Here is a 21263-nt window from a genome sequence, read left to right on the forward strand (position 1 = left end):
GAGATGGTGGGGGGTTTGGGAAAGGGAAGGGGGAGTGAAGTTAATGAAGTATGACTTCCAAACGACTAAAACCTGACGCAGGATAGATGGCATGGTCAAAGTAGTCATCAGACGCAGGGCGAATCTTACTCACCTGCTCTGCCAAGCATGCCACCAACAGCCCCAGTTCAAGCTGTGCCAATGGCTTGCCAGGACAGACATGAATGCCATAACCATAGACCAGATTATTAGCTTGGTTTCGGCGTAGCTCAAAGCTGTCCGCCTGATGAAAGGCTTCGGGGTCACGGTTGGCGGACTGCCAGTTAATCGTGATTTTGGCGTCTTTGGGAATGTCTATGCCATGTAGAGTGACAGGGCAGGTGGTGCGTCGTCTGTTGGTGATGAGTGGGTCGTGTAAACGCAGGATTTCTAAGACGGCATTATCAATGTCTTGGGGATCGGCTTTTAGATGAGTTAAGACATCGGGATGATGAATAAAAAACTCAAAAATAATCCCGACCGCTGACGACATGGTGGACAGCTCACCCACCGTCCAGTTGCGAATGAGCGAGATAAGTTCTTCATCGCTCATCACTCGCTCGCCTTGTGGTAGCATGACCACGTCGTTCATCAGTTCAAAGGTCACATCATCAGGGCGTTTTGTCCGTTTATCATCCAAAATCGCCTTGATATAACTGTCAAATTCTAAGGCGACGCTGGCAGTCTCATCACGATTTTGGCTCAGTGTGGCTTTGCGGTTTTTCTCAATCCATGCGTTCAGCGGTGCTTCGGTTTCATCGCCCCAACCCATAAAGGCATTTTGTAGCTTGACGGCATAAGTTTTGGCGAACCCTGCCATGATGTCGATGGGCTGACCCTTGGGCAGTTGGCTTACTAAGTTGTCAATCAGTTCTTTGGCGATGGGGCGAAATCTCGCCATGCGGTCAGCGGTAAAATATTTGTCATTAATCGCACGAAACGCTGTGTGAATGGGTGCATCCATGCCGTTTGGCACAGCGATATGACGGTCTGAGACGTGATTGGAAAATGTCGCAGGGTCGTTTAGAATGTGCATGACATCGGCATGAGAAAATACGCTATAACCGAGCTTATCATCATGGGCGATGGGACAGCGTGCTCGCATGTCGTCATAAGCACGACGCTGATTTTTCTGAACTTGTTCATCATCAGATTGCCAATCGATAGAAGTGGACATAAATTATCCTTGGGCGGTGAATGGTCTTGCCATTGTAATCAACACATGATAATCCTGCTATTAGCCCTTGGGGGTAGGGTGTGATGGTTTTGTTTTGCCAATAAACTTAACAAAAAGCGAAACCGCCAAATTAGTCAGTTTCGCTTTTTGTTTGTTATTTAAAACAATTATTTTTAGGGAGATTATTCACCCCAAACTTCATCAGCAATTTTTCTAATCATATCCACCTTCGCCCACTGGGCTTCTTCGGTTAGGATATTGCCCTCTTCTGTGGAGGCAAATCCGCATTGTGGCGATAGGCAAAGCTGGTTGATGTCCACGTACTGCGTGGCCTCACAGATGCGGGCGATGATGTCGTCTTTGTTTTCAAGGTCGCCTGTTTTTGAAGTTACCAAGCCTAGCACGACTTGTTGGTCTTTGATGTGGGCAAGTGGGGCAAAGTCGCCCGCTCGTTCGCTGTCATATTCTAAGAAAAAGCCGTCCACTCGGCAGGTGCCAAACAGCACTTCGGCAATCGGAGCATAACCGCCTTCGGAGAACCACGTTGAGCGGAAATTACCACGGCAGATGTGCATGGTGATTTGCATGTCGGCAGGTTTGGCATCCACAATGCGGTTTAGCATGGCAACATAATCCACCGCCAATTTGTCAAAATCAATACCACGCTTGGCAAACTCTGCCTTTTTATCCAACGCACAAAATTGCCCCCAGCTTGTGTCGTCCAGTTGTAAGTTACGCAGCCCCATGTCATAAAACTTATACATGGCCTTGACATAAGCGGCCACAATGTCATCGTACAGATGGTTTTCATCTTGATACAGCTCAATGGGCTTATAGTTGACATCACGCACGCACGCCACAAGATGTAGCATGGATGGAGAGGGTATGGTGAATTTGGTTGGGGCATCGCCAGCACAGTCTTTTAAGATTTGGTAGGCTTTGATAAAAGGGTGGTCGTCTGAAAAATCAATCTTATCCACGATTTTGACGCTATGGCTTTTTGGCTTGGCATCTTTAAACTGCACCGAAAAATTCTCGGTTTCTACCCACTGCACGCCGTCCAATCCAGCCATAAAATCCAAATGCCACCACACACGGCTAAACTCACCATCGCTAACAGCGTGCAAGCCATTTTCTTTTTGTTTGGTAACCAGTTTGCCAATTTCATCTTTTAAAATGGCATCATAATCATCTTGCCCGATTTCGCCTGCATTTAGCTTGGTTTTGGCGGTCATCAGCTCATCGGTGCGTAAAAACGAGCCGACCACATCATTGCGATAAGGGGCGACATTGCGAGGTTTGGCGTTTGGAAAAAGTTGGCTCATGGCTTACTCTCTTTTGCTTGGTTAAAAAAATCTTATGAAAGACATTGGTTTTTATTGGCTATTTTAAAATATTATTAAAAGGAAATTTTCTTAAATTTATGAGAAATGTATTTTGCTGAGTTTTCCAAATAAGGAAAAACAGTACTTTCGTTAATATTTAATAAATCAAGTTGTTCAAGTATTTTTTGCTTGTTTTCTGATTTTATAATGTAATGAGTAATATTAAAATTAAAATTAAAGTCATTATCATCATCTAAAATAGCGTCAAGCCCAAAAAGTAAGAACGCCCCAGATTGTGCGTAAATTCTTGGGTTAGTGGACTTTCCTTTTACACAAACAACTTTGCGAATATCTTTATCACATAACCTATTTTCAAAATAGGGTTTATCATCTTTAATATAATGAAGATACTTATTTGAAATTGTATTTGTTTTATCATCTACATTCAATTTTTCTTTTTCAGAAAAGCTTAACTTGCACAAGTTGGCAAGACAGGCAACAGTATCAGAATCAAAGTATTTTAAATCTTCATCTTTGATTGTTATTGAGATTAAATCCCCGTCTTCATTTTCGTGAGACTTGCAAGCAAAATATAAAGCTATCAAAGGATTGCTTGTAATATCTAATAATCTTGTTGGTAGTGAGAAATGTTGCATGTGAACAAGTCTATCAAATGTAGAATCGTCATCAGAAAACTCAGCATAATTTAAAGAAAGTAATTCACGATAGATAACATGTTCATTTTCTCTATAATAATAAAAACCTTGTTCATCACTGCGAAATAATGACGGTTCAAGTTTGTATTTTTTCTGACTATGACCACGATAAAAAACTGTTTTATCACTTTCATTCTTTTTAAGTTGGCTTATCAAGTCTTGAACATTAACAATATAAGTTTCTTGTTTGTCATTGGTTGAAGAATTATCAATAGGTGTGCCAAATTCAATGGGTTTTGCTTCTATTGTGCTCCCAGTATTACTAGAGTTATAATTTGAATCTAATATCGTGGATAAATCACCTTTTTTAATTGCCCAATGCTGTCTATATAATTCCCATTCCTGTATAATTTTTCTATTATTATCAAATAAATCATAAGAATTTATATCTTGCTCCTGCATGTCCTTAAAAGATAATATTACGTTTCTACCTTTTATATTAAATTTGTCAATTTTAGCAAGATATACTTTTGAGCCATTGCCTTCATAAGTATATATGCAAGGCAAATTTATAATTTCTTTATAGTTTCCATTAAATAACTCTTTGATTTCATCGGTAGTATACTCCAAGAATCTTGATATCCATAATGATATTTCATTATTTTCAATCACAAAATTCTCATCAGAACCTATAACAATAAAATTGAAATACTCATTTTCTTCATTATTCATAAACTTACGTATCTCCGTAAAATCAATAGTGGGTTATATCATATATTCGTATTTAATAAGATAAAAATCAACGCTCATTTGGCTTTAAAAAATATAACGCCACCAGTGCCAATAAAATAAAACCACTCGCCCCAAGATACAAATCATCTTTGCCAATACCCACATCCAACAGTTTCCCTGCCAGCATGGGCGAGACGATAGAACCAATACGCCCCACGCCGATTGCCGTGCCAACCCCTGTGCTTCTAAATTCTGGGGCATACAGCGTGGGGTTAATGGTATATAGCCCCGTGATACAGCCATTGACAAGGCTGCCGACCAAAATGGCAAAGATAAGGGCAAGAGTTAATGTTGGGCTAAACACAAAACCAATGATGGCAAAAGATGACAGCACAACAAACGCCATGAGTGTGGATTTTGGGGTAAATTTACTCACCAAAAAACCAAAGATGAGCGAGCCTATCGTACCGCCAATGCTGATTGCCATGCCAACCTTTTGGCTTTGTTCTTTGGCAAGTCCTGATGATTCTAGCAGAGCAGGTGTCCATGAACTGATAAAATAAAAAGAGGACATCACAGCAATGAACGCCGCCCAAATAAGCAGCGTGGTTTTTAGCTGACCTTTGGCAAACAATTGGCTGATGGGTGCTTTGGCTTTGGCAGATTGATTTTGGGTGGGCAGTTGCCAGTTGCCTTGTTTGCCGATTTTGTGGGCGATTTTGGTGAGTTTGGTTTGGGCGTTGGCAGGTTGTTTTTGGTTTAAAAAATCCACCGATTCAGGCAATAGGCTAACGAGTGCCACCAGTGCCAGCCCTGTCAATACCGCCCCTGTCATAAATACCGAACGAAAGCCAAATTCATCTTGGAGCATGACCGCTGACAGCCCGCCAAGCATCGCCCCAATACCAAAACCACAAGCATAAATGGCAATGGCAAGCCCACGCCATTTTTGGTTGGCGTATTCGCTCACGATGACGTTGGTACATGGCAAAATGCCGCCCACGCCAATTCCTGTTATCACGCGCCAAAAGCCAATGGATTGGGTTGTGTGCGAAAAATACGTCATAAACATGCCCAGTGCCGATAGGGCGGTTGCGATGATAAGTAGTGGACGTCTGCCAAATTTGTCCGCCAAGGGAGCCAGTCCCATAGAGCCGATTGCCATGCCAATAAAACCTGCACTCATGAGCGTACCGATTTGCACCCCTGTTAGCCCAAGCTCGGTTTGGATGCTTTTGGCGGTAAAGGCAATCGCCAGCACATCAAAGCCGTCTAACATATTTAAAAGAACGGCCAGGGCAACGATGAGCCATTGATAGGCACTCATGGGGGTGTGGCTGATGGCGTGGGCTAGGTTGGTTTGATGCGTCGTCATGGTGTGGTCATCTGGTGGGTGATTATTTAATGGTCATACTAACTAAATGTCATACCGAGCGTATTGCCCTAATAAAAATATAACAAACTGTCCATGATTAATCAATTTCAATATTTTCAATATAAGATGAGATTTTTTCAAGATTAAACAGTCAATGTCGGTATTGCAATTTTTTACCGTCAAATGGGGCAAATCATGGTAAAATAGTCGGATTTTCTCATTTGTTTTTGTTTTAAAAAATTTGGCTGATTGACATAATAATAACCAATAACCATACCCATCAGTCAGCATTAAGATAAGTGATATTAATATGCCACATAATAATTCCCAAGACCAAGCGGCACACGCCAAGCCCTTTCCCACCCTGTGGGTGATGATGATGGGCGTGATGATTGCCATCGGTCCGCTTGCCATTGACATGTATTTGCCTGCTCTGCCGACCATGGCGGATGATTTTGGCGTGAGTGTGTCCGAAGTGTCCAAATCAGTGCCGTTTTACTTTATTGGTTTGGTGTTCGGGCAACTGTTTTATGGACCATTCTCGGATAGGGTGGGGCGAGTACTACCCATGTACATGGGCATGACGATATTTGTGGTGGCGTCCGTCATCTGTGCGACCACCACCAGTGAGCTGGTGCTGTTTGCTGCCCGTACGTTGCAGGCGTTGGGGGCGTGCGTGACAGCCGTGGTAACCCGTGCCGCCATTCGTGACACCCTAAACCCCATACAGGGGGCAAGGGCGTTTAGTCTCATGGTGCTGGTCATGGGGTTGGCTCCGATACTTGCCCCGAGTTTGGGGGCGTTGATTTTGGGATTTGCCGACTGGCATGCTCTGTTTTGGTTTTTGGCAGGTTATGGGATATTTAATATCATCTTGACCAAGCTGTTTTTAAAAGAAACGCTCGCCCCAGAAAATCGCAATACCAAACCGATTAGCCAAACTTTTGCCTCTTATCTTGACTTAGCCAAGGACAAGACGTTCATCATTCCTGCGGTTGCAGGGGGCGTACTACAAGGGGCATTCTTTATTTATCTGTCCATTTCAAGCGAGTTATTTATGGTGAATTTTGGCTTATCTGAAAAGCAGTTTGCCATCGCTTTTGGGGCAAATGCCTTTGGCTTTATTGCCTTAACGCAGGTCAATCAGTTTTTGACCAGTCGTTTTCGCCTTGTGCAACTGCTACGCTTTGGGGCTCTCATGCAACTTGTCTCTGCCAGTTGTCTGCTGGTGTTGGCATTAACGGGGCTTGCGTATTTTCCGCTGGTGTTTATGGCGATATTTTGTTGTATTTCAGGGCTTGGGTTTACTCAGCCTAACGCGACCGCCATCGCTTTGGCATATCAAAAAAAGCGGGCAGGTATGGCGTCTGCCATGCAAGGGGCATTGCAGTTTAGTGTGGGGATTTTTGGCGGATTGCTGTTAAGTTTGTTTGATGTCAGCCCTGTGTTAAAGCTGGGTATTATCATCACGGCACTTGTGTCGTTTGGAACTTTTTTGGTCTATCAGCTTGACCCTAAGATGGATTTGTCTAAGATGAATTAATTTTAAAAAAGTTAAATTTTTTCTTGACAATGTCAAAAAGCGTGCTATAATGGCGTTCTAAATTGATGCGGGGTGGAGCAGTCTGGTAGCTCGTCGGGCTCATAACCCGAAGGTCGTTGGTTCAAATCCAGCCCCCGCTACCACTTTTTAAATCCTTATTTAAAATTATTTATAAAATTGTAAAATAAGGTATCTTTCCATAAATTTATCATTATTTTTTAAACTTGATAAAGTAAACATGGTTAAGATGTCGGCGAGCAATGATTTTAGCCCACCAACGTGTTTTGTGGGTTTTTTTGTATTTGCAATTTGCCAAACCGCTTTTAACTCTTTTGATTTTTAATTTGTGCTTTAACATAGGATTAACCAAGCCAAAATGAAACCATCTAGCAAGATTGCTGAACTTACCCAAATGATTGCCCCTGCGGTGTCCGCTTGTGGCGTAGAGCTTTGGGGGATTGAGTTTATGCCCCAAGGGCGTAAATCGCTACTTCGTATCTATATCGAAGTAAATGCCGATGCCCGTGAGCGTGGCGAGCATATCACCATTGAGGACTGCTCAGCGGTCAATCACCAAGTCTCAGGCGTACTAGAAGTGCATGACCCCATTGCTGGTGAGTATGTGCTAGAAGTGTCAAGCCCTGGGTTTGACCGTCCGCTGTTTACCCCTGAGCAGGTGGCGATGTTTGTGGGTGAGACCGTCAGTTTGCGTCTGATTCACGCCATCGGGCAAGGCGACGCCAAACGCCGTAAGGTCGTCGGTCGTCTGGTGAGTGCGGGTGAGACGAGCATGAATGTGGTCACCGAAGATAGACTAGAATTTGACATCGCTTTTGATAATGTGGATAAAGCCAATTTGATTTATCAAGATTGATGTTGTTATTAATCAATTAACCTAAGGATAAGCAATGAGCCGTGAGATTTTGACCGTTGTTGAGACCGTCAGTAATGAAAAAGGGCTTGACCCTGATGATATTTTTCAGGCGATTGAGCAAGCACTTGTTTTCTCAACCAAGAAAAAGGTTTATACCGACCAACCTGAGGTGGCAGTACGTGTTGCTATTGACCGCAAAACAGGTGATTATGACACTTATCGCTACTGGACGGTTGTGGCAGATGAAGACCATGAGATGCCTGCTTGTCAAAAGGCGATCAGTGATTTGGATGAGGATGAATACCAAATTGGTGATATTATCGAAGAGCAGATTGAATCAATTGAATTTGGGCGTATCGCCGCCACCCAAGCCAAGCAGGTCATCATCCAAAAAATCCGTGAAGCTGAACGTGCTTTGATTGCCGATGCTTTTGAAGCTCGTGTGGGTGAGCTTATCACGGGCGAAGTCAAAAAAGCAAGCCGTGATGGTTATGTCATTGACTTAGGCGACGGGGCGGAGGGTTATCTTGCCAGAGACCAAACCTTGCCCCGTGAAATGCTACGCCCTAAGAGTCGTGTTACGGCACTACTTGCCAAGGTCAATCGTGATGGGCGTGGCAGTCAGCTCGTGCTATCTCGTACGAGCAATGAGATGCTTGTTGCCTTGATGACCAAAGAAGTCCCTGAGATTAGCGAAGGGATTATTGAGATTCGTGATGTGGCTCGTCTGCCCGGTTTGCGTGCCAAAATCTCGGTAAAAACAGGCGACAGCCGTATCGACCCTGTGGGGGCGTGTATCGGCATGCGTGGCACTCGTATCCAAGCGGTGCAACAAGAGCTAGATGGCGAGCGTATCGATGTCGTGGTGTGGAGCGATGACCCTGCTCAGTACATCATCAGCTCATTGGAGCCTGCGGACGTGTCTAGTATCGTGCTAGATGAAGATAACCAAACTGCCGACATCATCTTTGGGGCGAACGACCAGTTGGCTCGTGCCATCGGTTCACAAGGTCAAAACGTGCGTTTGGCGTCTGATTTGACTGGTTATAAGCTCAACATGATGCTAGAATCTGAATACCTAGAACGCCAAAAAAGCGAGTCTGAGGCGATTATCACGCTGTTCTACGAGCGTTTGGAAGTGGACAGAGATTTGGCAGAGGCATTGGCGGAGATTGGTTTTACCACCATCGAAGAAGTGGCTTATGTGCCTGCTGAGACTTTCTATGACATTGATGGTTTGGATGATGAGACCATCGGTGCCATCCAAGAGCGTGCCAAAGAAGTCATCATCAATGATGAGCTTATCAAACAGCAAAACATCAAAGAGCCTAGCGGTGAGCTACTTGCCCTAGAAGAGATGACCCCTGCCATTGCTTATAAACTGGCGGAGCGTGACATCATTACCCTTGACGACCTAGCCGAACAAGCGGTGTTTGACATCGAAGACATCGAAGGCATGGGCAGTGAGCTGGCGGGTAGGCTGATTATGGCAGCACGTCAGTCATGGTTTGAATAACCATGCGTGCGTCATGGGGCGTACTGCCATGAGTACGTAAGGACATTGCCAAATTTGGTTGGTGAGAATTTGGCAACTTGTAAAAATGGAGGGTAACATGGGGATGAATAAGACTCATCCTGCCCATCCATTTTCACCAAATTCATCATTTTATGATAAAATCATTCATCAAATAACCAAACAAATTTAGGTAAACCAATGGCGACAAAAACCGTAAAAGAATTAGCAAAAGACTCTAACATTACCACTGACGTGCTTTTAAAACAACTAAAAGACGCAGGTCTGCCCACTCGTGGCGAAGATGACACCGTCTCAACCGATGAGCAGGCGACGTTGGTGGCGTTTTTAAAACAAAGTCATGGTCAAGCCCAAAAGACCCGCATTGGCATGACTCAAAAAACCACTACCACCAAAAAAATCACCACCACCACCGGCAAAGCCCAAAACATCAATGTCGTGCGTGCCAAGAAAAAGCAGTTTGACATCCAAAAACCTGACCTAGCTGCCGAGCAGGTCAAAGCCCAAGCCGAGCGTGAAGCCGAAAAAGCCAAAGCCATTGCCGCCCTAGAAGCCAAGCAAAACGAAGAGCGTGCCAAACAAGAAGCTGTCAAACGCCAAGAGGCGACACTGGCTGCCATGCGCGCCAATTCGGGCAGTGTAAATGGTGGCGAGAGTAAGCCCAGTGCGTCTGTGGTTGTCAAAAAAGCCAAAAAAGATGAAGCCGATAAAGACGACAGCGTGGTCAGCTCATCTGTGGTCAAAAAAGGCACAGCTGCCAAGAGTGACGTAAAATCTGACAAAAAAGAGATCAAGGTAGACAAAGCCAAAAAACAACCCGCCAAACCTGCCAAGAGCGAGACCGAAGAAGAACGTCAAGCTCGCCTTGCCCGTGAAGCCGAAGAGCAAAAACTGCGTGAGATAGAGGCGGAGAATCGCCGTCGTGCCGCCATTGATGCCCAAAATCGCACTTTGGAGCAGATGAAACAAATGGCAAATCGTTATAGCGAAAAAGACGAGGTGCCAAGTGCTGTTGTGCGTAAAGATGAACCTTTGGCGGCAGGTTTGGTTGGGGCGGCATTAGAAGAGTCTTTTGAAAAAGAGCGTCGTGAGATTAAACGTGGTGCCAGCAGTACATCAAGCCGTACCAAAGGCGGTAAGAAAAAAGGCAAAGAAGAGCTTGAAATCAGACCCAAGTCACGTGGTCTAAAATCATCACAAGCAAGCAAACATAAGTTTGAAATGCCTGTGGAAAAAATCATCCATAATGTTGAAGTGGGTGAGCAGATTGTTGTGTCTGACCTTGCCCAAAAAATGGCAGTTAAAGTGCGTGAAGTCATCAAGTCACTCATGAAAATGGGCGAGATGGTACGTGAGAGTGATGTCATCGACCAAACCACTGCCGCCTTAGTCATTGAAGAGTTTGGGCATAACTTCATCGCTGTGTCTGATACCCAACTAGAAGATGACCTACAAGAGGCCGCTACCGAGAAACAAGGCAACGTCCAAACGCGTCCGCCTGTCGTTACCATCATGGGTCACGTTGACCACGGTAAGACATCACTACTGGACAAAATCCGTGAAACCAAAGTGGCAAGCGGTGAAGCCGGTGGTATTACCCAGCACATCGGAGCGTATCATGTTGAGACTGACCGTGGTGTGATTACCTTCCTTGACACCCCTGGTCACGCTGCCTTTACCGCCATGCGTTCACGTGGGGCTCAGGCGACCGACATCGTGGTCATCGTGGTGGCGGCAGATGATGGGGTTATGCCACAGACCGAAGAAGCCATCGACCATGCACGAGCTGCTGGCACGCCAATCATTATCGCCATGAACAAGATGGATAAAGATACCACTGACCCAGAGCGTGTGCTAAATGAGCTGTCAGTCAAAGAAATCATCACGGATGCGTGGGGTGGGGATACATCACTGGTCAAAGTCTCTGCAAAAACAGGCATGGGCATTGATGAGCTGCTAGATACCATTAGTATTCAAGCAGAGATTATGGAACTGACCGCCCCTGTGGATGGTGCTGCCCAAGGTGTGGTCATTGAATCCCGCCTAGACAAAGGGCGTGGTGCTGTGGCAAGCCTACTGGTCAAAAAAGGCACATTAAAACAAGGCGACCTTGTATTGGCAGGCGAGTTTTATGGTAAAGTACGTGCCATGACCGATGAAAATGGTGGGCGTATCAAGTCAGCAGGGCCATCCATTCCTGTAGAAATTTTGGGTTTGCCTGATGCACCGATGGCAGGTTCTGAGTTTTTGGTGGTCTCTGATGAGAAAAAAGCCCGTGAAGTGGCGGATTTTCGTATCGCTCGCGAGCGTGAGCGTTTGATTGAACGCCAAAACAAAATGCGTCTGGAAAATATGTTTGCCAACATGGGCAGTGAAGCAAAAACCCTAAATCTCATTCTAAAAACAGACGTACGTGGTTCACTAGAAGCCTTACTGGGTGCTTTGGATGACCTGTCAACAGATGAGGTCAAGGTGCGTGTGATTAGTTCAGGCGTGGGTGCTATTACTGAATCTGATGTCATCTTAGCAGAGTCCAGTGAGGCGGTATTGCTTGGTTTTAACGTGCGTGCTGATACAGCAGGTAAGCGTAAAGCAGATGAGGCAGGACTTGACATTCGTTATTATAGTGTGATTTATGGCTTGATTGATGATGTCAAAGCAGCGATGAGTGGCATGCTTGCCCCTGAGCATCGTGAAAAAATCTTGGGTGTTGCCGAGGTGCGTGATGTGTTCCGTTCTAGCAAGTTTGGGGCAGCAGCAGGCTGTATGGTACAAGAAGGCACGATTTATCGCAACAAGCCCATCCGTGTTTTGCGTGATGACAAAGTTATCTTTACAGGACAGCTACAATCATTGCGTCGCTATAAAGACGATGTTAATGAAGTCAAAGCAGGCATGGAATGCGGTCTGGCGGTCAAAGGCTATGATGTGGCCGTGGGTGATAAGATTGAAGTCTTTGAGATTCATGAAGTGGCACGCACATTATGAGTAATGATAAAACCGCTTGCCTTAGGGTGAGCGGTTTTTTATCATAAAAATCGCCATGCCACATTCTTTGGGTTAAATCATCAAATAGAAAATACTGAAAATCATCAATATGATAATCAAAAATCAGGTGCAATGGCAGGTATGGAATATCATGTGAATGATAGTATTGGTTTGCAAGCTCGTTATTTAACAAGTAAAAGAGAGTTTGATAATAATCACGAACTCATCTCCATACCGAGAGTAGATAAAGAAAAGACCCATCATGTGTCATTATTTAATCCAAAATGGCAATATAAAGGCATGAGACCCACGCTAAATTGGGTTTATAAGGACGTAACAAGCAATATTCCCCAGTTATATCAATATCAAAATCAGCGAGTGTATCTGTCGCTTTATCGTGAATTTTAACCATCCTGATTCATCGGCAACACCACCAAAAAGCGGGTTTTGCCCTGCCATGTGTCGGTGCTGATACTGCCCCCATGAGCTTGAATGATTTGGGTAACTAATGATAAACCCAATCCTGAACCTTTTTTCTCCTGTTTTAGTCGCACAAAGGGGCTGAAAATATCTTCACGCTTATCCACAGGAATGCCAGCTCCTTGGTCGATGACCGCCATGATGGCATAGAGATTTTTTTTGCCATGCTCCTTATCTTTGTTGCGAGAGAGTAGTTTAAAAAATGCACGGGTGTGCTTCTCTAATGGCGTATCTTGAATGGACTGCTCTGAGGTTTTATTGTTTTCGTTGATACTGATGGATTTGCTTGCCTCTTGGTCGTTTTGTCCCTCATCATCTATATTAAGATGGCTTGCCAGTTCCTTATCTTCTATGTTGCACGTGGTTGTGATGTCATAGGTGGTAGGCGTGTTCATGTATTCATCATCTTTGCTAAGCTCAATGAGTGCTTTGGGGATAACGCCCGCCTCTGTCAGACTTGGTGAGCCATAGACATAAATCTCTACTGGGGGCGTGCCGTGGATGAGAGCGTTGTTGATGAGATTACGCACCAAATGTATCAGTAGTTTGGGCTGTGCCATCATCATTACAGGCTCAGCAAAGAGCGTCGCTTCGGTGTAGTGCTGGCATTCGCTTTTGATAAGCTCTACCAAATCTACGCTCTCATTGGCTTGTAGGGCATGACCTGCGTCCAGACGGCTCACCAATAAAATGCTCTCAACCAAGTCATTGAGTCCTGTTAGGTCACGGTTGATGGCACAGGCACGCTTATCAAATTTGGCTTTGTCGTCAGGGTCGAGCTTTTGGGTGAGCATGTCCATCATCTCAATCTGCAAGCGAATCCGAGTAATCGGCGTCCTAAACTCATGACTGGCGTGAGCAAGAAGCAGGCTGTTGGCATTGATAAGTCGCTCTATTTTCTCGGCAGACTGGTTAAAGCCATAGGCAAGCATGGCAATTTCATCATTGCCTGTTTGATCAACACGTACGCTAAAATCACCATCGCCCATTTTTGCCATCTTGCGACTCATCTGGTCTAGTCGCCATGTCATGTTGCGAGTGATGCCCCACAGCACTGCTGTCATGATGAGAATGAGTAGCAGTGTGCCAGTAAAGAAATTAACCACACCCAAAAATGGACGCTCTTTGGGTGGTTTTCGGCTCTCATACCACACCCAGTAGCCTGAACTGGTCTTTAAGATGACATGATGTGGGTCGTTGCCCGATAGGGTGGGCAAGGTCTGGGCAAGCCATGACGGGGTGGGGGGCAGACGTTCGGGCAGTTCGCTGTTTTCGGTTTTTAAGATGAGATTGCGTTTTTTGTCATACAGTCCGATTTTGGCTTCTAGGCTCTCATCAAAGATATCAAAGCTCTTTTTGACCACAGCAAGAATAAATCGGGCTTGTAAACGATCGTTACCCAACATGGCATCATCCACTTCTATCAAAAATGGGTCAATCTGTCCGATAATTTGCCCTGCGATAACCTTAGATTTCATGCTGTCGGAGTTGTTATGAACAAGCTGGGCAAGCAAAATCATGGCAATGGCAAAGGCGATAATCGCCAAAAACACGCTGATAAACAGCCGTGCAAACAGCGAGCGAAAACCAAAGCTGGGCGGTGGGTTGTTTCTGTGGGGCATGGATGGTAGCAAGTGGATTTAAAATAAAATGGCAGTTTAACAGGGTATTGGTTTGGTTGATATATTTATTAAACCGCCATTAAAAAATAAACATCCAATCCCATAAGAATTGGATGTTTGGTAAGATTATACTTGGTCAGTGGCGAACTGATAACCCACGCCACGCACGGTAATGATACGTTTGGGCTGACGGGGATTGTCTTCAATCAAGGCTCTAAGGCGTGAGATATGCACGTCAATGGCACGGTCAATATTTTCTGAACTGTCGTCATTGGGCATGGCTTGCCAGAGCTGTTCACGGTTTAGTACTTTTCCTGCATGAGTGGCAAAGTAGTGGAGTAGCTGAAATTGGTGCGTGGTCAGACGGACAATGTTATCATCAATGGTTACCTCATGGCTGTCAGGAAACACCGTCAAACGCCCAAAGCTAAGACTGCCTGAGTCAGTATCGGCTTGATTGGGGGTCTCATGACGGCGTAACACCGCACGAATACGTGCGAGCAGTTCACGAGGTTCAAAGGGTTTGGAAATATAGTCATCCGCTCCCATCTCCAAACCTAAGACACGATCGGTGGTATCGCCCTTGGCGGTGAGCATGATGATGGGTGCTTTATTAATCATTACATTTTTAGATGCCCGCACTTTTTGGCATACTTGCATGCCATCCATGTCAGGGAGCATTAGGTCAAGCACGATAAGGTTAATGTCACGCTCTTTGGCTTCTAGTAGGTCAAGCCCTTCTTGGGCGGTGGGGGCGTGATGAACTTCATAATAGTTCATGGACAGATAGTCGCTGATAAGCTCTGCCAAATCTGGGTCGTCTTCGATGAGTAGGATTTGCTTGGTCATGGTCATGCCTTATGTCAAATAGTATTTAAATTGTCTTTTGTAAAGATATAAAGACGCCCAAAAATAAGGGCGAAAAAATCATGGCTATATCTTGCCAATATTTATTCACTTTGGCAAGGGGTAAATTGTTATTTAATTAAAATGACGGAGCGTATTTTAGCCGATTTTGCCTACATTTACCCACTCTTTGTAACTATTGTTACAGATGATTGTGAGATTGGGGCGGATGGATTATTTTAAACGTACTCGTCCGCCATGAGCCTGTTTGGGCAAGTCGGCAAGAACGACCAAGCCATCTAAGGCAATGCCTGCGATGAGATATTGGTCGCTTTCGGGTTGATATTCGATGACGACGATTTTGGATAAAGCCAAGCGTTCATCTTGTCCTACTGTCCACAGCCATGCAGGGCGGGGTGTGGCAGGGCGATAGGGTGGTTTGGTCAGCTCGGACAAATCCATGGGGTTTAGCTCATCATCAAAAATGGCAAAGGCAGGCACGAGTACGCCCACATCGATTTGCCCATAATTGACATAACCGCCGACCCGCTCGCCAAGCGTGAGTTTGGCTTTTTTGGCTTGCTCGGGTTTGATGGCGACGTGGATTTCCATCATGCCACGCACTTTGGGGTTGGGGGCAATCTCTTGTATCTGACCGCCAAAACTTCGCCCGTCTTCGGTGTCAAAACTCACCCCGTCACCGATGGCAAGATAGTCGGCAAAGTCGGCAGGCAAGGGGCTGATAAACTTAATAAACCGCTCATCAGAGACGACTAGCACGGGCGTGGTCTGGGGGTGGGTTTTGTCTTTGTCATCGATGAATATTGCATCTACCTTGCCTGTCATCGGACTTTTGACGTCAAAGGGGGTTTTGGTGATGATGGGGGCTGTTGGTATTTCATCATTGGTGTCATCAGCCTGCTCTTGGGGGCTGATTTTGTCTGTGTTTTTAGATTGGTCTTGTGATTTTTCGGATGTTTTTATATTTTCTGTTTTATTTGTGTTTTGCTTGGCATTGGTGGTATTGTCAGCAGGCTTATTGGCATCATCGGCGATGGCATTGTCATCACTTTTGTTGTTATCTAGGCTGTCATCGGAGCTGTTATCGGGGTTGTCAGCAAAAGTGACGGTTTCTTGATAAAACTTGCCCACGATGTCGCCTACCTTGGCTGTATCGCCCACTTTGACAAGCATGCGGTCAAGTTTGCCATCTTGGGGCAGGGTGATGGTTGTTTGCTTGTGGGGGATGATAACCCCTTCTAGGCGAAAGGCGGGCTGATAACGCTCGGATTTGATTGCCATGACATGAGCGGTGGCAAGGGTTATGTTATCGCCATTGAGGGCGATTTTGGCGTTATCGGCATCGGTGGGTGGTCGCACAGCCGTGTTGCCATGTACCAGCCCATCTCGCTCGTGCTTGTCATCAAAGCTAGACAAATCGGTCAGCTTAGCATCAGGCACAGGCTCGCAGGCACTCACCAATAATGACAGCACCACAAGGGCGGACAGTGACCGAAAATACAGCAAAAGAGATGGGGTGATGGTTGAGTTCATGACAATGTTACAATCAGCGAAAAAGAGTCAGTAAAATACCCTGCTATCGTATCATATTTTTAGCCCATAAATCCTTTGTTTTGTCAAAAAATAGTGGAAAATTTGCCTTATTTGTGTTAAAAAGTAAAGTAGGTTTTTACTGACTAAAATATTGTCAAAATTTAACCAATTTCTAAATTTACAATCCATTTTCAAACAAAAGGATAATCCCGTGAGTGAATTTGCTGGTCTTAAAGTCATGATTATTGACGACTCCAAAACCATCCGCCGTACCGCCGAAGCCCTACTGCAAAAAGAAGGCTGTGAAGTGATTACCGCTGTTGATGGCTTTGATGCTTTATCAAAAATCGTCGAGACCAATCCTGACATCATCTTTGTGGACATCATGATGCCACGCCTAGACGGTTACCAAACCTGTTCTATGATTAAAAATCACCCAGAATACGCCCAAAAGCCTGTCATTATGCTGTCATCCAAGGACGGTCTGTTTGACAAAGCTCGTGGACGTATCGTGGGTTCTAACGAGTATTTGACCAAGCCATTTAGTAAAGAAGACCTGTTTGCGACCATCAGTCGTTTTCGCTAATTGGGTAAGACACCTAGCGAGACTTTTTATTTATCGGAGACAGACATGGCAAAAGTATTAGTAGTGGACGATTCACCAACAGAAATGTTGCGATTTCGTGAGATTTTGGTCAAAAACGGCTTTGAGATGTTTGAAGCAGACAATGGCGAAGATGGCTGTGCCAAAGCGATTGAAGTGATGCCCGATGTGGTGCTGATGGACATCGTCATGCCTGAGATGAACGGCTTTCAAGCCACTCGCAAAATCACTCGTGAACCCAAAACCGCCCACATTCCTGTGATTATTGTCAGTACCAAAAATCAAGAGACAGACCGTGTGTGGGGCAAACGTCAAGGGGCAAAAGAGTACCTAACCAAGCCCATTAACGAAGAAGAGTTAATCAGAGTCATTCACTCTGTATTGGAGTAAGCCGTGGCGTCGTCTGGTTTTATTGAGTTATTGCGTCTTGCCGACCTTGCCAAGGCTCGGGCAACAGGGCGACACGATGCGGACTATACGCAGTGGATTGGCATTGCCTTTGAAGTAGGTGGACAAGAATTTGTCGCCCCGATGGGTGAAGTGTCTGAGATTTTGGCACTGCCTGAGCTGACCCCCATTCCACTGACCAAGCCATGGCTACTTGGTGTGGCGAACGTGCGGGGGCGACTGTTGCCACTGGCGGATTTGGCAAAATTTTTAAACATTGACAGTCGTGAACGCCTTAAAAACAAAAAGGTGATGGTCATTGACCAAGATGGCTTTTTTTCGGGCATTTTGGTGGATCAAGTGACAGGCATGGTGCAATTTTCGGGCAGTGAATACCAAGATGTGCCTTTGCCCGAAGAGTCGCCCTTTGCTCCGTACAATCACGGCAGATTTGTCAAAGATGATAAGGCATGGCATGTGGTCATGCCATCTTTGCTGTTTCATGATACCGAGTATCTAAATGCAGCATTAGGCTGATGGTGTGCTTTTGATTTTGACAACCTAAGCGTTGGTTATAAAATCAAGACATTGCCAATGTGCCAAAATTTTTTTGCCAATGACAAATTGTGTCATAAATATTTCTAAAAATATCATTTGTGTTATAGGGTAAAACGCCCAGTGTGTTTGAGCAAATGTAAAACCAATCAAAAGCATTTCATCAACAAGTGGTGGAATTGATGAGTTGTATTAGTTAAGCAAAAGCGGGCAGCAGCGATAAGTGGCTCGGTTTTAAAAGGATAAGCAAAATGAATGATGTGAGCAAAGTCTCAGAACCCCTAGCGGTCGCACCAACGTCAGATTCAGAGAAAAAGTGGTGGACGCTACTCATCATCTCTGGGTTCATTGCCATGTTTAGCTTGGCATATTTGGCGTATTCGCTCCTAAAAGTAACCGATTATCTTGGTGATGTCAATCAGCTAGAAGTCAGTGCGGTAAATATCGTCAAAGATGTCAATGATGCCACGTTTTCTCGTGATTTTGATGTCAGTAAAGCCGCTTATGCCAAACTTCTGGCAGACGTGCAGTCCTATGAGTCAGCGTTGTCACGCCTACAAAACAACAAAATGGTGGGCGATGCAGGGGCAATCAACGCCATCAGCAGTGATTGGCAAGCCAAAAAAGGCAGTGTGGATTATATCGTCGCACACCAAAACGACGTCAATGCCTTGCAAGACCTACAAAAACAAGTCCAAGACGCCGCCCGCCAAATGCAAGAGCAGTATGCCAGTGTTACCGACCAAGCCATGAAAGTGGGACTGTCATCTGCCACCATCAAAGAAATCCAAGAGCAGATTTTACGCCTTGAACGCGTCAGTGAAAAAATGGCGGCATTGACCAGTAGCACCGGCACCAATACCGATGAGTTTAAAGAAGAAGTGGCAGATTTTGCACGCATCTTAAACAACCAGCAAGCGGTCTTTGGGCAAGTCTCCCCGTCCTTACAAACCATCGATGGCACCTATCAGCAGATGGTAGAGCCTGTCATCAGCCAGCTGGCTGACCTAAGTGATCCCACCATCCAATCTCGTGAATCTGCCCAAGCACTCACCGACCTTGCCACCAAGACCCAAGAACAGCTGTCTAAGATTGACCGTGGCATCATCACCCAAAAAAGCATTCTAATCCCTGCACTTTTATTGCTACTTAGTGCCCTGACTTTGGCATTTGCCTTGTATCGCCTACTAAGACAACAGAGCAGTCAAGAGCTACGCATCATCGAAAAAGAAAACATGCGTCAGCGTCAAGAGATGGAACAAGAAGCGGCACGAGCCAGACAAATCCAAGAAGAAAACGAACGCTCGCAAATGGCGATTTTGCGACTGCTTGACGAATTGGGTGACTTGGCAGAAGGTGACTTGACCGTAAATGCCACCGTATCAGAAGACTTTACAGGGGCGATTGCCGACTCGGTGAACTTTGCCATTGACCAACTGCGTCAGCTGGTACTTGCCATTAACACCACCGCCGACCGAGTTGCTCAGTCATCACAACAAACACAGATGACCGCTGTGGAACTTGCCGAAGCATCTGAGCATCAAGCCCAAGAGATTGCTGGTGTATCTGCTGCTATTAATGAAATGGCGGTTTCTATTGATCAGGTATCAGCGAACGCATCAGAGTCTGCATCGGTTGCCCAGCGTTCGGTTGCCATCGCCCAAAATGGTGCGAACGTGGTACAGCGTTCCATTGAGGGCATGAATACCATTCGTAATCAGATCCAAGAAACTTCCAAGCGTATCAAGCGTCTGGGTGAATCATCACAAGAGATTGGTGATATCGTCGGTCTGATTAACGATATTGCTGACCAAACCAATATCCTAGCCTTGAACGCCGCCATTCAAGCATCGATGGCAGGTGAGGCTGGTCGTGGTTTTGCTGTTGTTGCCGATGAGGTTCAGCGACTGGCGGAACGTTCTGCTGCTGCAACTCGTCAGATTGAAACACTGGTAAAAACCATTCAAGCAGATACCAATGAAGCGGTATCATCCATGGAATCAACCACCGCAGAAGTTGTTAAAGGTGCCAAACTTGCCAAAGATGCTGGTGAAGCACTAGATGAGGTGCAAACCGTATCAAATACATTGGCAGACTTGATTCAAAACATCTCAAATGCTGCTCGTCAGCAAGCCACATCAGCAGGTCATATTTCTAGCACGATGAACATCATCCAAGACATCACATCTCAGACATCATCAGGTACGATGGCAACCGCTCGTTCGGTAGGTCGTCTAAATGAGATGGCAGCGGCACTCCAAGAGTCGGTATCTGGCTTTAAGTTGTCAAATGATGATGACGTCTTTGCTGACAGCTGATTGTTGGTATAGGGGGACGTGATGAATCTGCCTTTGTGGCAAGCGTACATAGAGCAAATCTGTGGATTTGTGTTACCATCGGTGCAACACAATTGGCTCATTCATGCCATTACAATCACCGCCCAAAATCATGGCATGAGTGCTGATGAATTGTACGATACCATACAACATGACAACATGATTTCATCGCAACCATTGTCGGCTTTGACTCAGTCGTTACTTGACAACCTACTCATTACTGAGAGTCGGTTTTTTCGCCATGAGCCGTCTTTGGCATTTGTCGGAGACTTGTATAAGTCCTACATCACCGAGCGACATAAGGTGACGCCATCGTTCGATGTCCCGTCGATGTTTTCGGTGTGGAGTGCAGGATGTTCCACAGGTCAAGAGACATACTCATTGGCGATGACACTTGGCTTGATATCTCGGCAGTTTGTCAGCCCTTTGCCGTTTCGGGTCAATGGGTCGGATTTGTCCGTACGCTCGCTGACGTTGGCAAAAAAGGGCGAATAACACACCCAAAAAACGTGCCGTTTTTGAACCGACCCCCAAATCTTAGACATAAGATTAAAGGTTAGGTTGTTGCAAGTGGTTGTATTAACCCTAATTGGACTAAGTTTCTGTACTTAACAGGACTTAGTCCTTTTAATTTGCTCTTTATTCTATCATGATTGT

Annotated in this window: 16 protein-coding genes, 1 tRNA gene and 2 pseudogenes; 11 read left to right on the forward strand and 8 right to left on the reverse strand. The window is 45.3% G+C overall.

What is annotated here, in order from left to right:
- Nucleotides 1–40: 40 nt before the first annotated feature.
- The 4 genes from B5J94_RS12085 to B5J94_RS12100 all read right to left on the reverse strand — a co-directional run bounded on the left by B5J94_RS12085 (nucleotide 41) and on the right by B5J94_RS12100 (nucleotide 5283).
- Nucleotides 41–1195: a cytochrome P450 gene (locus tag B5J94_RS12085; protein ID WP_062498763.1), complete on the reverse strand. Its 1155-nt coding sequence runs from the start codon at nucleotides 1193–1195 to the stop codon at nucleotides 41–43.
- Nucleotides 1196–1377: 182 nt separating this feature from the next.
- Entirely contained in the window at nucleotides 1378–2520 is a 1143-nt protein-coding gene (locus tag B5J94_RS12090) for a 5-methyltetrahydropteroyltriglutamate--homocysteine S-methyltransferase (RefSeq protein WP_062498762.1), read from the reverse strand.
- A gap of 74 nt (nucleotides 2521–2594) precedes the next feature.
- Nucleotides 2595–3908: an FRG domain-containing protein gene (locus B5J94_RS12095; protein WP_062498761.1), complete on the reverse strand. Its 1314-nt coding sequence runs from the start codon at nucleotides 3906–3908 to the stop codon at nucleotides 2595–2597.
- A 67-nt stretch (nucleotides 3909–3975) separates the two neighbouring features.
- On the reverse strand, nucleotides 3976–5283 hold the full coding sequence (locus B5J94_RS12100) for an MFS transporter (protein WP_062498760.1): 1308 nt from the start codon (nucleotides 5281–5283) through the stop codon (nucleotides 3976–3978).
- Between the two features lie 310 nt (nucleotides 5284–5593).
- Between B5J94_RS12100 and B5J94_RS12105 the strand changes: the two genes are divergently transcribed.
- The 6 genes and pseudogenes from B5J94_RS12105 to B5J94_RS12130 form a co-directional block, all read left to right on the forward strand.
- Nucleotides 5594–6826: a multidrug effflux MFS transporter gene (locus B5J94_RS12105; protein WP_062498759.1), complete on the forward strand. Its 1233-nt coding sequence runs from the start codon at nucleotides 5594–5596 to the stop codon at nucleotides 6824–6826.
- Between the two features lie 66 nt (nucleotides 6827–6892).
- Nucleotides 6893–6969, forward strand: a tRNA-Met gene (locus tag B5J94_RS12110).
- Nucleotides 6970–7202: 233 nt separating this feature from the next.
- The gene (gene rimP / locus B5J94_RS12115) at nucleotides 7203–7700 is read left to right on the forward strand and encodes a ribosome maturation factor RimP (protein WP_062498758.1); all 498 of its coding nucleotides are present in this window, start codon (nucleotides 7203–7205) and stop codon (nucleotides 7698–7700) included.
- 34 nt (nucleotides 7701–7734) lie between these two features.
- Nucleotides 7735–9216 (forward strand): transcription termination factor NusA, encoded by a 1482-nt coding sequence (gene nusA, locus B5J94_RS12120; protein ID WP_062498757.1) that lies wholly within the window; start codon nucleotides 7735–7737, stop codon nucleotides 9214–9216.
- A gap of 198 nt (nucleotides 9217–9414) precedes the next feature.
- Complete coding sequence (infB, locus tag B5J94_RS12125; RefSeq protein ID WP_062498756.1) at nucleotides 9415–12222, forward strand: translation initiation factor IF-2; 2808 nt, start codon at nucleotides 9415–9417, stop codon at nucleotides 12220–12222.
- A gap of 45 nt (nucleotides 12223–12267) precedes the next feature.
- Nucleotides 12268–12630: pseudogene (locus tag B5J94_RS12130) on the forward strand (surface lipoprotein assembly modifier); the annotation flags it as partial.
- Here B5J94_RS12130 and B5J94_RS12135 read toward each other — a convergent pair.
- The 3 genes from B5J94_RS12135 to B5J94_RS12145 all read right to left on the reverse strand — a co-directional run bounded on the left by B5J94_RS12135 (nucleotide 12627) and on the right by B5J94_RS12145 (nucleotide 16724).
- Entirely contained in the window at nucleotides 12627–14324 is a 1698-nt protein-coding gene (locus B5J94_RS12135) for a HAMP domain-containing sensor histidine kinase (protein ID WP_062498754.1), read from the reverse strand. The pseudogene B5J94_RS12130 and the gene B5J94_RS12135 sit on opposite strands and share 4 nt — an antisense overlap.
- Before the next feature lie 126 nt (nucleotides 14325–14450).
- Complete coding sequence (locus B5J94_RS12140; RefSeq protein ID WP_062498753.1) at nucleotides 14451–15173, reverse strand: response regulator transcription factor; 723 nt, start codon at nucleotides 15171–15173, stop codon at nucleotides 14451–14453.
- A 231-nt stretch (nucleotides 15174–15404) separates the two neighbouring features.
- Complete coding sequence (locus B5J94_RS12145; RefSeq protein WP_062498752.1) at nucleotides 15405–16724, reverse strand: efflux RND transporter periplasmic adaptor subunit; 1320 nt, start codon at nucleotides 16722–16724, stop codon at nucleotides 15405–15407.
- A 238-nt stretch (nucleotides 16725–16962) separates the two neighbouring features.
- Between B5J94_RS12145 and B5J94_RS12150 the strand changes: the two genes are divergently transcribed.
- The 5 genes and pseudogenes from B5J94_RS12150 to B5J94_RS12170 all read left to right on the forward strand — a co-directional run bounded on the left by B5J94_RS12150 (nucleotide 16963) and on the right by B5J94_RS12170 (nucleotide 21101).
- Nucleotides 16963–17310, forward strand: a complete 348-nt coding sequence (locus tag B5J94_RS12150) for a response regulator (RefSeq protein WP_036388546.1) — start codon at nucleotides 16963–16965, stop codon at nucleotides 17308–17310.
- A gap of 45 nt (nucleotides 17311–17355) precedes the next feature.
- Complete coding sequence (locus B5J94_RS12155) at nucleotides 17356–17718, forward strand: response regulator (RefSeq protein ID WP_062498751.1); 363 nt, start codon at nucleotides 17356–17358, stop codon at nucleotides 17716–17718.
- A 3-nt stretch (nucleotides 17719–17721) separates the two neighbouring features.
- Nucleotides 17722–18252 (forward strand): chemotaxis protein CheW, encoded by a 531-nt coding sequence (locus B5J94_RS12160; protein ID WP_062498750.1) that lies wholly within the window; start codon nucleotides 17722–17724, stop codon nucleotides 18250–18252.
- Nucleotides 18253–19550: 1298 nt separating this feature from the next.
- Nucleotides 19551–20588: pseudogene (locus tag B5J94_RS15175) on the forward strand (methyl-accepting chemotaxis protein); the annotation flags it as partial.
- A gap of 21 nt (nucleotides 20589–20609) precedes the next feature.
- Nucleotides 20610–21101, forward strand: a complete 492-nt coding sequence (locus B5J94_RS12170; RefSeq protein ID WP_079364161.1) for a CheR family methyltransferase — start codon at nucleotides 20610–20612, stop codon at nucleotides 21099–21101.
- A gap of 61 nt (nucleotides 21102–21162) precedes the next feature.
- Here B5J94_RS12170 and B5J94_RS15180 read toward each other — a convergent pair.
- The coding region (locus tag B5J94_RS15180; RefSeq protein ID WP_409455094.1) for an IS3 family transposase at nucleotides 21163–21263 on the reverse strand (101 nt) is incomplete at its 5' end.

The sequence above is a fragment of the Moraxella lacunata genome, from assembly GCF_002027545.1.
In the GTDB taxonomy this organism is placed as follows: domain Bacteria; phylum Pseudomonadota; class Gammaproteobacteria; order Pseudomonadales; family Moraxellaceae; genus Moraxella; species Moraxella lacunata.

Bases quoted from the DNA above. Each gene is read 5' to 3' on its own strand.
- B5J94_RS12085 (WP_062498763.1), bottom strand. From the start codon at position 1,195: ATGTCCACTTCTATCGATTGGCAATCTGATGATGAACAAGTTCAGAAA.
- B5J94_RS12090 (WP_062498762.1), bottom strand. From the start codon at position 2,520: ATGAGCCAACTTTTTCCAAACGCCAAACCTCGCAATGTCGCCCCTTAT.
- B5J94_RS12095 (WP_062498761.1), bottom strand. From the start codon at position 3,908: ATGAATAATGAAGAAAATGAGTATTTCAATTTTATTGTTATAGGTTCT.
- B5J94_RS12100 (WP_062498760.1), bottom strand. From the start codon at position 5,283: ATGACGACGCATCAAACCAACCTAGCCCACGCCATCAGCCACACCCCC.
- B5J94_RS12105 (WP_062498759.1), top strand. From the start codon at position 5,594: ATGCCACATAATAATTCCCAAGACCAAGCGGCACACGCCAAGCCCTTT.
- rimP (WP_062498758.1), top strand. From the start codon at position 7,203: ATGAAACCATCTAGCAAGATTGCTGAACTTACCCAAATGATTGCCCCT.
- nusA (WP_062498757.1), top strand. From the start codon at position 7,735: ATGAGCCGTGAGATTTTGACCGTTGTTGAGACCGTCAGTAATGAAAAA.
- infB (WP_062498756.1), top strand. From the start codon at position 9,415: ATGGCGACAAAAACCGTAAAAGAATTAGCAAAAGACTCTAACATTACC.
- B5J94_RS12135 (WP_062498754.1), bottom strand. From the start codon at position 14,324: ATGCCCCACAGAAACAACCCACCGCCCAGCTTTGGTTTTCGCTCGCTG.
- B5J94_RS12140 (WP_062498753.1), bottom strand. From the start codon at position 15,173: ATGACCAAGCAAATCCTACTCATCGAAGACGACCCAGATTTGGCAGAG.
- B5J94_RS12145 (WP_062498752.1), bottom strand. From the start codon at position 16,724: ATGAACTCAACCATCACCCCATCTCTTTTGCTGTATTTTCGGTCACTG.
- B5J94_RS12150 (WP_036388546.1), top strand. From the start codon at position 16,963: ATGATTATTGACGACTCCAAAACCATCCGCCGTACCGCCGAAGCCCTA.
- B5J94_RS12155 (WP_062498751.1), top strand. From the start codon at position 17,356: ATGGCAAAAGTATTAGTAGTGGACGATTCACCAACAGAAATGTTGCGA.
- B5J94_RS12170 (WP_079364161.1), top strand. From the start codon at position 20,610: ATGAATCTGCCTTTGTGGCAAGCGTACATAGAGCAAATCTGTGGATTT.